Raw genomic sequence first — 13,852 nt, forward strand, 5'->3', positions numbered from 1 at the left:
CGTGCAGACCCTACCGGCCCGGCCTGAGGGCACCGGCCCGAGGATGTCCCGAGTGCCCCGCTATGGGCACCGGGCGCCTCAGCGGTCGCGGTTGAAACGGGTGGTGATCCACAGCAGGAGCAGCAGGATGAACAGCGCGCTGCCACCGGTGACGTAGGGGCTGAGGCTCTCGTGGTTGCCGCCGTGCTCCTCGCCCTCGGCGGCAAGGGTGACCAACTGGGCTGCGGCGCTGTGGAAGCTCATCTCGGCAGGACCTATTCGGTGTGGGCGGGATAAAGATGTCGGCCCATCGTAAGCGGGCGCCTCCCGGGCGATCACCCCGACTCCGCTGTCGGGGAACCCGGGGCGAGCGTCAGTCGTCCTTCTGCTTGTAGCCCCGCAACAGGAACCACCCGGTCAGCGCACAGCCCACCATCATCACGATCAGTACGACCCGGAGCAGATTCCCCGGCCCTTGGTGTGGGGCGGCGCTCGCGGCCTCGGCGAGCCAGGCGGCCGCAGGGGTGTGCTCCATGGTTTTGGACTCCTTCGGTGTAGTGCCCGTCCACGGTAACTCCGCCTAGGCTGGGGCTCGCTTCGGGGGCGCAAAGGGCCGCACAAGGGTCCGCAAAGGGCCACTACACGCACATGGGGGAGAACATGTCCGACGACGGCCACCACGAGCACAACGGACACGAGAACGTACCGAGCAGGCAGCGCAGGCGCTTCCCGGGGATCTCCTCGCGTGCGTACGAGCACCCGGCGGACCGCTCCGCACTGGTGGCGCTGCGCAAGCTGAGCGGCTTCGACACGGTCTTCAAGGCGCTCAGCGGGCTGCTGCCCGAGCGCAGCCTCAGGCTGCTCTTCCTGTCCGACTCGGTGCGCGTCTCGGACCAGCAGTTCGCGCACCTCAACGACATGCTGCGGGACGCCTGTTACATCCTGGACCTGGAGAAGGTCCCGCCGATGTACGTCAACCAGGACCCGCAGCCGAACGCCATGTGCATCGGCCTGGACCAGCCGATCATCGTCGTCACCACCGGGCTCGTCGAGCTGCTCGACGAGGAGGAGATGCGGGCGGTCATCGGCCACGAGGTGGGCCACGCCCTGTCCGGGCACGCGGTGTACCGCACGATCCTGCTGTTCCTGACCCAGCTGGCGGTCCGGGTCGCCTGGATCCCGCTGGGCACCATCGCGATCATGGCGATCGTGACGGCACTGCGCGAGTGGTTCCGCAAGTCGGAGCTGTCCGCGGACCGGGCGGGACTGCTGGCCGGGCAGGATCTGGAGGCCTCGATGCGCGGCCTGATGAAGATCGCGGGCGGCAACCATCTGCACGAGATGAACGTGGACGCGTTCCTCGAGCAGGCCGAGGAGTACGAGGCGGGCGGCGACCTGCGCGACTCCGTGCTGAAGATCCTGAACCTGCTGCCGCGCTCGCACCCGTTCACCACCATCCGGGCGGCCGAGCTGAAGAAGTGGTCCGAGTCCCGGGACTACCAGCGGATCATGGACGGCCACTACCCGCGGCGCAGCGAGGACAAGGACACCTCCGTCTCGGACTCGTTCCGGGAGTCCGCGGCCAGCTACGCCAGCAATGTGAAGAGCTCCAAGGACCCGCTGATGAAGCTGGTCAGCGACATCGCCGGCGGGGCCGGGGGCATCGGCGGGCGGATGCGGCGCGGGTTCGACGGCTTCACCAGCTCGGCTCCCTCGCAGGAGCGCCCGCCACAGGACGAGCCGCCCACGGACACCCCGCGGCGCGACGAGGACTGATCCGGCGGTTCGAGGCCGGCGGGGACGGCGGCGCCCCGCCGGTCGCTCACACCTTGGGCTGCGCGCTCGTCGCCAGGGATCCGCACAGGGCGGTGGCGCCGCCCGTGGCGTAGGGGTCGGTGCCTGCGGGGCCGCCCGCCTTGGCCGTCTGCCCGGCCAGCAGCGGGTGGAAGTGGTTCGTCGAGTCCTCGGCGCAGGACAGCGGTCCTGCCTGGACGTAGGAGACGACCAGCTGGGCCTGGTGCAGGCGCAGGTCGTCGCGGTCGAAGCGGAAGTGCAGCTCGCGCCGGACGGTGAACAGGGAGGCCTGGGCCCCGGCGTCGGCGCCGGTCGGCTTCAGCGCGTAGACGAAGGTGTGGTCCGCGGTGACCTCGAGGGTGGCCGAGTCGGTCTCGGTGGCCTGCAGTGTGCCCTGGACGCGGATCCTGCTGTCGGCGAGCTGGGCGCGGGTCTGGTCGAAGCGGACCAGCCATCCGGTGGGCTGGTGGCGGCCGTCGGCGGTCGGGTGCTCGAAACTCTGGTCGAACTGGTCGAGTTGGCCGCCGTCGAGCAGGACGCGCGCGGCGCGGACGTCCTGGCTGCTGAGCACCTCGGGGTAGAGCGAGGAGCGGACTATGTAGTCCTTGGCGGTGGTCAGGGCGGCCACCACCTGGCTGTCCGAGAAGTGCGCGGTGCGCCGCGCGGCGGGCAGCGGTATGCCCTCGGCGCCGACGCGGAACTGGGCGGCGGGGCTGTGCGTGTACAGGTACTCGGGATCGGCCGCGCCCGGCACCTTGCCCTGCGGGGAGAGGGGTATGACGGTCATCCGCAGGGGCTCGACGGGCTGCCGGGCGGCGGAGCTCTGGTAGGGGTGCCGTACACCCATGTAGATGGCGGTGCCGAAGGCCACGGCTATCAGCAGGACCAGGATCAGGGCCTGCCGGGACAGGCCTCTGCGCAGTGGCGGGCGGCGGCGCACGGCGGGTGCGTGGTCGGCCATGCGCTCCTGCGCGGAGAACTCCTGGAGGCGGGCAGCGCGGACGAACGACTCGTCGAAGACGACGGATCGGTATTCGTCCTCTCCTCCACCGCCGGGGGCGCCCTCGGGTGTCCCCTCAGGTGGGTCTCCAGGCCCTCCCATATATTCAGGGTAGGTCTCCGGGAGCCCCGGTAAACGCCCTGGTACACGACAACTTCTGACAGGTTCTCACCAGGTTCGAAAGTGAGCGCTAAGGGGGCGCTCAGGCGCCGCTCACGGGGTCGGCGGGATGACCGAGAGCGCCGGCTGGGAATTGTCGGCGGAAGCGGAGGGCGGCGCAGCGCTGCCCTGTTCCAGGCCGGTCGAGGCGGGCGGCGGCGGCCCCTGGTCCCGGCTGCCCGAGGAGGCGCCACGGGTGACCGCCGTGAAGGCCAGCGCGACCATGCCTATGCCCATCACGAGGGCGAGCATCCAGGCGACCGGGCGGTGCCAGCGGACCTGTTTTCCGTACGTCCCCGGGGCGCCGTAGCGGCCCTCCAGGATGTCGGTGTCGTCCGGGTCGTCGAGCTCGGGATCATGGCCGAAACCGGAGGGTTCGTATCCCTCCTCGTACCGCTCGCCCCTGGCGTGGGCCCGGCGCGCTTCCGCCTCGGAGGCCTCCGCTCTCGCCTGGGCGGCGGCAAGGAGGCGTTCGACGGCGGTCGGCTCGTGCACCACCGCCGCCCGTACGAAGGCCTCGTCGAAGACCACGGAGGCGAACTCTTCGTCCGACACCCCGCGGTCGTGGTCGTCGTCGGGCTCCCAGCCGTCAGGGAACGGCGTGCCCCCCACGTCCTCCGGCACGGGATCCAGAGTAGACCTGGGGGGTCAATTTGGGCAGACGGTATGGAAATTCATCCGCCTTGTGAGACACCTCTCATGCGGCACGGCCGCCCGGGAGGGCGCGGTCTCAGCGCCGGATGTGTCCGTCGCCGGTGACGATGTACTTCGTGCTGGTCAGCTCCGGCAGCCCCATCGGGCCGCGCGCGTGCAGTTTCTGCGTGGAGATGCCGATCTCCGCGCCGAAACCGAACTGGCCGCCGTCGGTGAAGCGGGTGGAGGCGTTCACGGCGACCGTGGTGGAGTCGACGAGCTGGGTGAAGCGGCGTGCGGCCTGCTGCGAGGTCGTCACGATCGCCTCGGTGTGACCGGAGGTCCACAGCCGGATGTGCTCGACGGCCTTGTCCAGGGAGTCGACGACGGCGGCGGCGATGTCGTAGGAGAGGTACTCGGTGTCCCAGTCCTCCGGTGTCGCCTCGACGACGGTCGCCTTGGAGTCCTTGGCGTACGCCAGCACCCGCGGGTCGGCGTGCACGGTCACGCCGGCCTCGGCGAGGGCGTCCAGAGCGCGCGGCAGGAACTCCGGGGCGATGTCCTGGTGGACCAGGAGGGTCTCGGCGGCGTTGCACACGCTGACCCGCTGGGCCTTGGAGTTGATCAGGATGTCGATGGCCATGTCGAGGTCGGCGTCCGCGTCGACGTAGACATGGCAGTTGCCGGTGCCGGTCTCGATGACGGGGACGATCGACTCCGTCACGACCGTCTGGATGAGGGAGGCGCCGCCGCGTGGGATCAGGACGTCGACCAGGCCACGGGCGCGCATCAGCTCGCGCACGCTCTCGCGGCTCTCGCCGGGTACGAGCTGTACGGCGTCGGCGGGCAGTCCGGCGCCGCCGACGGCGTCCCTGATGACCCGGACGAGGGCGGTGTTCGACTCGTAGGCGGAGGCCGAGCCGCGCAGCAGGACGGCGTTTCCGGACTTCAGGCAGAGGGCGGCGGCGTCGACGGTGACGTTCGGTCGGGCCTCGTAGATGATGCCGACCACGCCGAGCGGGACGCGGACCTGGCGCAGGTCGATGCCGTTCGGGAGAGTCGAGCCGCGGACGACCTCGCCGACCGGGTCGGGCAGGGCGACGACGTCACGCACGTCGGAGGCGATGGCACGCACCCGCTCCGGGGTGAGGGTCAGCCGGTCGATGATGGCCTCGCTGGTGCCGGCCTCGCGGGCCTTGGCGATGTCCTTGGCGTTGGCCTCGACGATCTCGCTCGTACGGACCTCCAGGGCGTCCGCGATGGCGGCCAGCGCGTCGTCCTTGACCGCGCGCGGCAGCGGGGCGAGGTCGGCGGCGGCGGCCTTGGCGCGATAGGCGGCCCGGTTGACCGGGGACATGGAGTCGTACGGCGAAAGCGTGGTCATGAGGGAAGGGTAGTGCGCCGGACGGCGCCGTCCACCGCGCGTTCCAAACCCCGAGACGCCCGTTTTGCGCCTAAACCGGCGCCGCTCTCGCGGACGCGGTTGCTCGCCGTGGGGGTTCCTCAATTGATGGTTGAGGTGCTTGGTCGTATCAGAACGGGTGTACGCCGACCGGTGTTGCGGGCGCCGGGCCGTATCCCTCCGCTATGCGCTGGTGGTAGGTCTCGCGGTCGATGACCTCCAGGCCGACGATCTCCCAGGGGGGCAGCTTGGCGGTCTGGCGGTGCTCGCCCCACAGGCGCAGGGCGACGGCGGCCGCGTCGTGCAGGTCGCGGGCCTCCTCCCAGTAGCGGATCTCCGCGTGGTCGCCCGCGTACCGGCTGGTCAGCAGAAAGGGGTGGTCGTGGGCGAGCTGCTCGAGGCCGCGCCGCACCTCCTTCAGGGGTGCCTCCTCGCCGGAAACGCTGAGGGTGACATGCCACAGGCGCGGCAGGTCGGCCGGCTCCTCGTACCGGTCGCCGGCCGCGACGCTCGTCAGGGCGCGCTCCTCGCCGGCCGCGCGGGAGGGGGCGCCGTCACGGGGCGCCGCCGCACCAGGGCGCACTCGTCTCACGACGGCCTCCTTCACGCAGTGATCGACTGGCGGACGTGCGGAATGTATCCCTGAGACAAAGTTGAGCAGGCCGCAAGGGCTCGTGGGGCGGTTTTGCGGAACGTCCACCTCAGGACGGGCCGATTTGCGGGTCGTTCCCCCCGTTTTCGGCCGAAGCCGGCCCACAGGCTCAGCAGCCGGGGCCGAGGGACCGGCTGCCGAGGTGATGAAAGGTCGTTCCTGAGGCGTCAGGGGTGCAGGAGGACCAGGTCGTCGCGGTGGATGACCTCGCGTTCGTAGGCCGGGCCCAGTTCGCGGGCCAGTTCCCGGGTGGAGCGGCCGAGGAGCTGGGGGAGCTCCTTGGCGTCGAAGTTCACGAGGCCTCGGGCCACCGCGCGGCCTTCGGCGTCCCGCAGTTCCACCGGGTCCCCGGCGACGAACTCGCCCTCCACGGCGGCGATCCCGGCCGGCAGCAGCGACTTGCGCCGCTCGACGACCGCGCGCACCGCCCCGTCGTCCAGCGTGAGGGAGCCCTGCGGGGTGGAGGCGTGCTGCAGCCACAGCAGCCGGTCGGCGGAGCGCTTGCCGGCGGGGTGGAAGTAGGTGCCGGTGTCCCCACCGTGCAGGGCCTCGGCGGCGTGGATCGCGCTGGTCAGGACGACGGGAATGCCCGCGGCGGCCGCGATCCGGGCCGCCTCGACCTTGGTGACCATGCCGCCGGTGCCGACGCCGGCCTTGCCCGCGCTGCCGATCTCGACGTGCGCGAGATCCTCCGGTCCGCGTACCTCGGCTATCCGCGAGGTGCCGGGCTTGCTCGGATCGCCGTCGTACACGCCGTCGACGTCGGACAGCAGCACCAGCAGGTCGGCGTGGACGAGGTGGGCGACGAGGGCGGCGAGCCGGTCGTTGTCGCCGAAGCGGATCTCGTCGGTGGCGACGGTGTCGTTCTCGTTGACGATCGGGAACGCGCCCATCGCGAGCAGCTTGTCGAGGGTGCGGGAGGCGTTGCGGTGGTGGGCGCGGCGGCTCATGTCGTCGGAGGTGAGCAGCACCTGGCCGACCCGGACGCCGTAGCGGGCGAAGGAGGCGGTGTAGCGGGCGACGAGGAGGCCCTGGCCGACGCTGGCGGCGGCCTGCTGGCGGGCGAGGTCCTTGGGGCGGCGGCGCAGGCCCAGCGGTGCGAGCCCGGCGGCGATGGCGCCCGAGGAGACCAGGACGATCTCCTTCTCCCCGCCGCTGCGGCTCTTGGCGAGGACGTCGACGAGCGCGTCGACCCGGTCGGCGTCCAGGCCGCCGGACGCGGTGGTCAGCGACGAGGAACCCACCTTGACGACGATCCTGCGGGCCTCGCTCACGGCCTGCCTTGCCCCTGCCACCTTGTTCTTCCGTCCCCTCGCGCGCTCAGGCTCCCCCGCCCGGCAATCTACGCGAAGGGGACCGTCCCGCGCGCGCCGGGTCCAGTCCCCGGACAGGCGCCACGTAACCATTTGCTCACGCGTTGCATACGGCAAAAAGGTTGCACTGGTTGTGTATAGAAAACAAAGCCCCGGTAAATCTAATTTGAACACCGTGCCACCTAAAGATCGCCCCGAAGTCCGCCGCACCAAGCGCATACTCCTGCGCTCCGGGAAGAGCCCCTACGACGTCTTTCCGGTCGAGGAGGCCCTCCACCGGGACGTCATCGCCACCAACTCCGGCAATCTGATCTTCAGTGACGCCTCCCACAAGATCCTCGAGACACCCGGCACCGAGGTCGTCTCGAACGGCATCCGGACCGATGTGGCGGCGGCGGACCGGATCAACGAGGAGTACGACGCGTTCGTCGTACCGCTGGCCAACGCCTTCCGGCCGTCGTTCGAGTCACAGCTGAAGCGGCTGACGCGGCTGATCAGCAGGCTGCGGATCCCGGTCGTGGTGCTGGGCATCGGCGCGCAGGCGGGGCTGAGCTACAACGCGGCGCGGCTCAAGCCGATGGAGCAGTCGGTGCGCGAGTTCGTCTCGGCGGTGCTCGACCGCAGCGCCTCGATCGGGGTGCGGGGCGAGTTCACCGAGAAGTACCTCAGGGACCTGGGCTTCAGCGATGTCGAGGTCATCGGCTGCCCGTCCCTTTTCCTGTACGGCAAGGAACTCGCCGTGCACAAGCGGGCGCCGGAGCTGACCGCCCGCTCCCGGATCGCGGTCAACGGCTCGCACAACGCGGTGCAGAAACAGGGCCTCGACAAGGTCATCGACCGCGCCCACGCCCGCTATCCGCACCTGACGTTCATCGGCCAGAACCTCAGCGACGCACGGCAGCTGCACTGGCGGGACCTGTCCCACCCGAACGCCGCGGTGACGGCGATCCCGACCCACCCGGACCACCCGATGTACCGGGAGGACAAGGTCCGGGTCTACATCGACCCGGCGGTCTGGATCGACGATCTGCGGGGGTACGACTTCTCGTTCGGCTCCCGCATCCACGGCAATATCGCGGCGCTTCTCGCGGGCACGCCCGCCACCGTGCTGTGCGGCGACTCGCGGACGCTGGAGCTGTGCCGCTACTTCGACATCCCGCACCGCCGCATCGACAAGCTGCCCCCGGATCTCGACCCGGCGCAGCTGTACGAGGAGGCCGACTTCAGCGGCCTGGCCGGCGGCCATCTGGAGCGCTTCGAGCGGTTCACGGCGTTCCTGGACCGAAACGGCCTGGAGAACACGTTCACGCACGGCGACGGCGGCGCGGCCTTCGAGGCCCGGATGCGCTCGCTGGCCTTCCCGGCCGGGGTGCGCCCCTGGAACGACGCCGACCTCGCCTCGCTCACCTCACGCTTCGGCTGGTTGCAGAGCCGAATCAGCGAACTGTCGCTGGACAACGCCCAGTTGAAGCGTGAGCTGGGCGCCGCCAAGTCCGGTACGGCGGGCCCGTCGGCGTCCGTCTACCGGCGGGCCCGGCGAGTGGTGGGGCGGCCGATCCGGCGGGCGCTGCAGTCCGGCAGGCAATAGCGCCTGCGCCCCCTTGGGGTGCTGTCCGGCCCCACCGGATCTCCCGGCCGTCAGGCCGCCGCGGCCGTCCCGCCCGGGGTGCGTGTCCTGCCCGCGCTCGCCCGGGCCTTCATCACCCGGCGCGCCTTCCGTACCGCCCGCTTCAGTACCGAGCCGGCGGAGTGCTCGCGGTAGCCGTGGAAGGCGCGGGCCTCGCGGGGTGCGGCGAGGTAGACGGAGTCGGGTATGGCGGCCTTCGCATCCCGGAAGTGCGGGTAGGCGAGGTAGACCTCCCGGCCCTTCTTCTCCAGGAGGGCCGCCGCCTGCTTCTTCGCCTTCACGAACTCCACGACGGGGAGGAGGAGTTCGGGCTTCTGCTCGGCGACCAGGTGCAGTCGCAGCCGCTCCTCGACCTTGAGGCGGCCTGCGACGCCCTCGCTCCAGAACTCCTCCATCAGCGGCTTCGCCAGCTCGAACTTGTGCCGTCGTACCTTCTCGCTGTCCGTGAGGTACTTCGGGCCGAACTGCGGCAGCAGCGTGACCAGGAAGGGGCGGACCAGGAGCATGTCGCGCTTGTCCCCGGCGGGGACGAGTTCGGCGATCAGGTTCATGAGGGCGCGCGCGGAGTCGAAGCGCAGGGTGTAGCCCCCGCTCTTCGTGACGTGCTTGCCGTCCTCGCGGCCCACCAGGTAGTAGCAGGTGTAGTCGGCGAGCACGGAGACGCCGTTCGCCCGCAGATAGGCCTCCATGGTGAACAGGGCGTCCTCGCCGGTCCACAGGGACTCGTCGAAGCGCATGCCGTGCCGCTCCAGGAACTCACGGCGGAACAGCTTCTGCGCGCTCAGCGTGAACTTGATGTTGGAGGAGTAGACGTCGGTGCGGTCGAGGGTCTTGCCCCACATCGACTGCGGCGGCTTGCGGTTGATGCCCTCGACGCGGCCGAGGACCACGTCCGTGCCGTTGCGGTCGGCCATGGCGACCATGCGCTCCAGGGCCTCGGGGCCGAGCCGGTCGTCGGCGTCGAGGAAGAAGACATAGCGCCCGGCGGCCTTGCCCAGGCCGACGTTGCGCGGGCCGCTGGGGCCGCCGGAGTTGTCCTGCCGGATCACCGTGACCGGCATCGCTACGCGGGCCGCGAACTCCTCCAGGTACTCCCCCGAGCCGTCCGTGGAGCCGTCGTCCACCGCGATGACCTCGATGCGCTCCGGGTCGATGGTCTGTGCCTCGACGGACGCAAGGCACTCGACCAGATACGGCATCGCTTCGTACGCCCCGATGACGACGCTCACATCAGGCTGCGTCACGGTCACTATTTCCCCCTCGTCAACGGGATATTTCCCCCGTATCGGCTCATTCGCTACCTGAAAAGACGGCCCACCCGGGCAAGCGGTTGCCCTATGACCGGGTTTTCGTGACTCAGTTCACATGGCGAACGGACAGTACGGACACATGTACATACGAAGAAGGGCCCGGTTTTCGAGGATCACTCCTCGAAAACCGGGCCCTTCTCACCCGTTTCACACCACGGGCGGCCGCCTTCTCACGCGGTGGGCGGCTGCGCCGACAGTGCGTCCGACAGTTCGTCCGCCCCGGGGGTGCCGGCCGCGGCGGCCCGGGACTCCTGGCCGAGGTTGCGGGTGTCGGCCTTGAGCGTCAGGTTCGCCACCGCGGTGTTGAACTGCTCGATGGACGTCGGGTCGTCCGGGCCGAGCAGGTACTGCTTCAGCTCCTTGCGGTCCTCCGCCAGTGCGTCGGCGGCCGGGTCGCGGACCGCGTCCAGCAGCGCGCCCAGCTCCTTGGCGCTGTTGGAGAGGATCACCGCGGCGCGCACGGCGGTGTTCTGCCGCTTGAACTCCTCGACACCCAGTCCGGCGGAGTCGGTGACCGCGTACGGCTTGCCGCTCGCGATGAAGTCGGAGACCACGCTGGAGATGTCGGAGACCATCGCGTCGGAGACGTTGAAGCAGTCGTACAGGCGCGGCTCGGCGCCCGTGATGACGCGGTGTTCCCAGACGGGGAAGGAACGCCAGTACGCGTCGTTCCACTCGCCCCGCAGCCGGGCGATCTCCTCGTGCTTGCCGAGGTCGACCACGCCGTCACGCGTGGCTTCGGCCTCGTCGCCCCGGTCGTTCGCGGCGCCGGCCAGCTCGGCGAGACGGGCCTCGATCCGGGCCAGTTCGGCCTTGGCCTTCGCCTGCTCGGCCGCGTCGGCGGTGAAGCGGGGGTCGGCGGCGCGATCGGCGGCGGCCTTCTCGACCAGCGCGACGATACGGCGGTGCGCCGCGCCGGCCTCCTTGCTGACGGTGCCGGTGAACGGGTGCGCCTTGTAGAGGACGCGGACCGGCGGGTCGGCCTTCACCAGCTTCTTCACGATGTTCTCGCCGGCCAGCACGAGCGAGGTGTTGCCCGGGTCGCCGTCCCATCCCTCCCAGGTCGGTGCGTACAGCACCGTGGGGCAGCGTCCGTCGGCAGCCGAGTCGCGGGCACCCTCGAGGCCGCCCTGCCAGGTCTTGATCGGCGCCAGCTGCGGGCGGCCGACCTCCACGATGTCCTCGTCGCGGACGCCGACATCGGCTATGGCATAGCGGTCGCGGCCCGCGCGGCCCGCGGTCCACACCTCGTCGTACACCTTGCTGAACGGGTTCACGCTGGCCAGCTTGTCGCTGTCGCCGTGGCCGATGAAGACGTGCTTCATGGTGGGGACGCGCAGCAGGTGGATGTTCTTGCCGACGTTCGCCGCGTACAGCGCCACCCGCACGGTGCTCAGGTCCATGTTCATCAGGTGCACACCGCCGGGCACGCAGATGACGGGGACCGTGGTGGGCGCCAGGTTGGCCAGGATGACCCGCTCGCGCAGGATGACCAGCGGCTTGGAGTCGAGCTGCTCCATCGTCTCCAGCCACATGTTGACCTGGTACGCGGAGTCCTTGGAGCCCGAGAAGTACAGGACCGTCTCCGGCTTGTACTCCCGCAGCCAGTCGTCGACGGCCGCCAGCACCTTCTCGGCGTTCGGCGGGACCTTGTTGCCGCGGAGGTAGGGCACCAGCGCGAGGACGTACAGACAGCCCAGGAAGATGGCGATGCCGATGCCGATGAAGCCCGGCACGGACGACTCCATGGCGGCGGCGACCAGAATGCCGGCGACGGCCGCGAGGTCGAGGTGGAGCATCTTCTCGGCCGAGCGGTCCAGCAGTGCGCGCGGCGGCGCGTCCGGGATGCGGATGCGCGAGGCCAGGTCGACGTTGCGGGTGGCGACCGGCATCCGGCGGCGGTTGCGGATCAGGGTGACCAGCGCACCGTGCGGGGCCTGGAGGCCGTAGAAGGCGATGAAGCAGGCGACCGCGCCGTAGTAGATCAGGTTGTCCGCGAGGGACAGCCGGGCCAGCAGCAGGATCAGCAGCAGCTCTCGGATCAGGAAGCGGATCGAGAGGCCGGCCCTGACCTTGCTGAGCCGGTTGATGAGGTAGCTGCCCTTGCGGTGCAGATAGTGGTCCGCCAGGTACGTCACGGCGGCCGCTGCCGCGAAGGCGTAGACGCTCGGGACGAGCGCGGCCAGCATGAGCGCCGGGAAGCCCAGCATCATGAGGACCGCCGCGGCCAGCTCGGCCGCGCTGCCCACCCGGGCGACGCGAATAGCGGTGGATATCACGGAGAACCTGCTCTGGGAGGGGGAGTGCCGGTTTTGTTCTGAAGTGCGCAGGGTTTGTGGCAATTCGATGGGAATTCGTCGGGTGTACGGATTCAGGCCCCTGCGAACACCCGGTCAATGCACTGCATTGACACCGGAAAGCAGAGGCCTGAATAACGGAAGACTAATTCCCGCCGATTATTACATGCCGTCCTGTCGGTCCAGCACCGAGGCCAGCGCCTGCTCGAAGCCGGAGGCCTTCGCCGCACCCGCCGTCGGGTCCTGCTGGCGGACGTCGATGACATGGCCGGTCAGCTCGGACAGCAGCACGTCCAGCGAGGTGCGGGCCACGGCCTCGGAGGAGAGCAGGGAACCCGCGGGCTCCTGGCCGAAGGCCTTGGTGCGCATGGGGGTCGCGGTGCGCTCCGGGTTGATGCAGTTGACACGGATGCCGTCGCCGGCCCACTCGTCGGACAGGGCCTGGGTGAGGTTCACCATGGCGGCCTTGGTCGAGGAGTAGAGGCTGTACTCGGCACGGCCGCGGGTGTAGCTGCTGGAGGTGTACAGCAGCAGCTGGCCCTTGGTCTCCGCCAGGTACTTGTACGCGGAACGAGCGATCTGCACCGGGGCCAGGTAGTTGACCTTCAGCGCTTCCTCGATGGTCGCGTTGTCCGTCTCGGCCAGCTTGCCGATGCGCAGCACGCCCGCGGTGTTGACGACGTAGTCGATCCGGCCGGTCTCCGCGTACGCCTTGGACAGCGCGTCGTCGACCTCCTCCGGGTTCTCCACGTGGGTGCCGGTGGTGGAGCGGCCCAGCGCGTACACCTTGGAGCCGTAGGACTCGGCCAGCTCGGCGATGTCCTTGCCGATGCCGTACGAGCCGCCGAAGATCACGACCGTCTTGCCGGTCAGCAGCTCGCGGTAGGCCTCCTCGCTCACCTGTTCGGGCGCGGCGGTCGAGGCGAGCTGGAACAGCTTGTCCGCGATGAAGACGTCGACCGGCTGGGTGACCTTCATGTTGTACTCGTCGCCCGCGACGACGTGGATCGGCACGTCCGGCAGGTACTTCAGTACGACGGAGCAGTCGTCCGTGGCCTGGAAGTTGGGGTCGCCGGCGGCGACCTCGTAGGCCCGCTTGATGGTCGACAGCTTGAAGGCCTGCGGGGTCTGGCCGCGGCGCAGCCGGGAGCGGTCGGGGATCTCGGTGATGAACTCGCCGTCCTCGCCGTGCGTGCGCGTCACGATGATGGTGTCCGCGGACGGGATGGCGACGTCGACGGCCTGGTAGCGCTCGAGGGCGGCCACGCAGTCGTCGATCACGCGCTGTGCCAGCAGAGGGCGTACGGCGTCGTGGAAGAGGACGTTGAGGTCCTCGCCGTCGGCCAGGCCCTCGCCGAGGGCCTGGATGGCGCGCTCGGTGGTCTCGTTCCGGGTCGAGCCGCCCTCGATGATCTTCTTGACCTTCTTGAACCCGGCCTTGGCGACGATCTTCTCGACGTCGGGTACGTATCCCGGCGCCATCAGCACGATGACGTCGTCGATCGAGTCGGCCTTCTCGAAGGTGGTCAGGGTGTGCTCGATGACTGCCTTGCCGGCGATCTTCAGCAGCTGCTTGGGGATCGAAAGACCCACACGCTGGCCGGTACCGCCGGCCAGGACGACTGCGGTGGTACGGGGCTTGGCTATGTGCTGGGACACAGAGGACCTACCTTGGGGCGACAGGGA

The 13,852-nt window shown here is 69.7% G+C and carries 12 protein-coding genes; 2 read left to right on the forward strand and 10 right to left on the reverse strand.

Features of this window, described 5'->3' with window-relative positions; genetic code table 11:
- Window positions 1-78: 78 nt before the first annotated feature.
- Window positions 79-243: a hypothetical protein gene (locus ABT254_RS18810; RefSeq protein WP_099928839.1), complete on the reverse strand. Its 165-nt coding sequence runs from the start codon at window positions 241-243 to the stop codon at window positions 79-81.
- A gap of 109 nt (window positions 244-352) precedes the next feature.
- Window positions 353-514, reverse strand: coding sequence for a hypothetical protein (locus tag ABT254_RS18815; protein ID WP_344402465.1), 162 nt, complete (start codon window positions 512-514; stop codon window positions 353-355).
- Between the two features lie 125 nt (window positions 515-639).
- On the opposite strand from ABT254_RS18815, the gene ABT254_RS18820 reads away from it, so the two are divergent.
- Entirely contained in the window at window positions 640-1,755 is a 1,116-nt protein-coding gene (locus tag ABT254_RS18820; RefSeq protein WP_351470931.1) for a M48 family metallopeptidase, read from the forward strand.
- 46 nt (window positions 1,756-1,801) lie between these two features.
- On the opposite strand, the gene ABT254_RS18825 is transcribed toward ABT254_RS18820, so the two are convergent.
- The 5 genes from ABT254_RS18825 to proB form a co-directional block, all read right to left on the reverse strand.
- Complete coding sequence (locus tag ABT254_RS18825; RefSeq protein ID WP_351470934.1) at window positions 1,802-2,875, reverse strand: SCO2583 family membrane protein; 1,074 nt, start codon at window positions 2,873-2,875, stop codon at window positions 1,802-1,804.
- Between the two features lie 111 nt (window positions 2,876-2,986).
- Complete coding sequence (locus ABT254_RS18830; RefSeq protein WP_351470937.1) at window positions 2,987-3,556, reverse strand: SCO2584 family spore wall biosynthesis protein; 570 nt, start codon at window positions 3,554-3,556, stop codon at window positions 2,987-2,989.
- Between the two features lie 106 nt (window positions 3,557-3,662).
- Entirely contained in the window at window positions 3,663-4,949 is a 1,287-nt protein-coding gene (locus ABT254_RS18835) for a glutamate-5-semialdehyde dehydrogenase (RefSeq protein ID WP_344402470.1), read from the reverse strand.
- Between the two features lie 148 nt (window positions 4,950-5,097).
- Complete coding sequence (locus ABT254_RS18840; RefSeq protein WP_351471117.1) at window positions 5,098-5,550, reverse strand: DUF8830 family protein; 453 nt, start codon at window positions 5,548-5,550, stop codon at window positions 5,098-5,100.
- A 236-nt stretch (window positions 5,551-5,786) separates the two neighbouring features.
- Complete coding sequence (gene proB / locus ABT254_RS18845) at window positions 5,787-6,893, reverse strand: glutamate 5-kinase (protein ID WP_115908201.1); 1,107 nt, start codon at window positions 6,891-6,893, stop codon at window positions 5,787-5,789.
- A gap of 214 nt (window positions 6,894-7,107) precedes the next feature.
- On the opposite strand from proB, the gene ABT254_RS18850 reads away from it, so the two are divergent.
- Window positions 7,108-8,520 carry a polysaccharide pyruvyl transferase family protein gene (locus ABT254_RS18850; RefSeq protein ID WP_351470941.1) on the forward strand — a complete coding sequence of 471 codons (1,413 nt, stop codon included), beginning with the start codon at window positions 7,108-7,110 and terminating at the stop codon, window positions 8,518-8,520.
- A 50-nt stretch (window positions 8,521-8,570) separates the two neighbouring features.
- Here ABT254_RS18850 and ABT254_RS18855 read toward each other — a convergent pair whose 3' ends face one another.
- From ABT254_RS18855 to ABT254_RS18865, 3 genes are all read right to left on the reverse strand, one after another.
- Complete coding sequence (locus ABT254_RS18855; RefSeq protein WP_351470944.1) at window positions 8,571-9,809, reverse strand: glycosyltransferase family 2 protein; 1,239 nt, start codon at window positions 9,807-9,809, stop codon at window positions 8,571-8,573.
- A gap of 230 nt (window positions 9,810-10,039) precedes the next feature.
- Window positions 10,040-12,118, reverse strand: coding sequence for a hypothetical protein (locus ABT254_RS18860; protein WP_351471121.1), 2,079 nt, complete (start codon window positions 12,116-12,118; stop codon window positions 10,040-10,042).
- Between the two features lie 210 nt (window positions 12,119-12,328).
- Window positions 12,329-13,825, reverse strand: a complete 1,497-nt coding sequence (locus ABT254_RS18865; protein ID WP_351470947.1) for a D-ribitol-5-phosphate cytidylyltransferase — start codon at window positions 13,823-13,825, stop codon at window positions 12,329-12,331.
- Window positions 13,826-13,852: the final 27 nt, after the last annotated feature.

Source organism: Streptomyces sp. NPDC001137 (assembly GCF_040298885.1).
Lineage (GTDB): Bacteria > Actinomycetota > Actinomycetes > Streptomycetales > Streptomycetaceae > Streptomyces.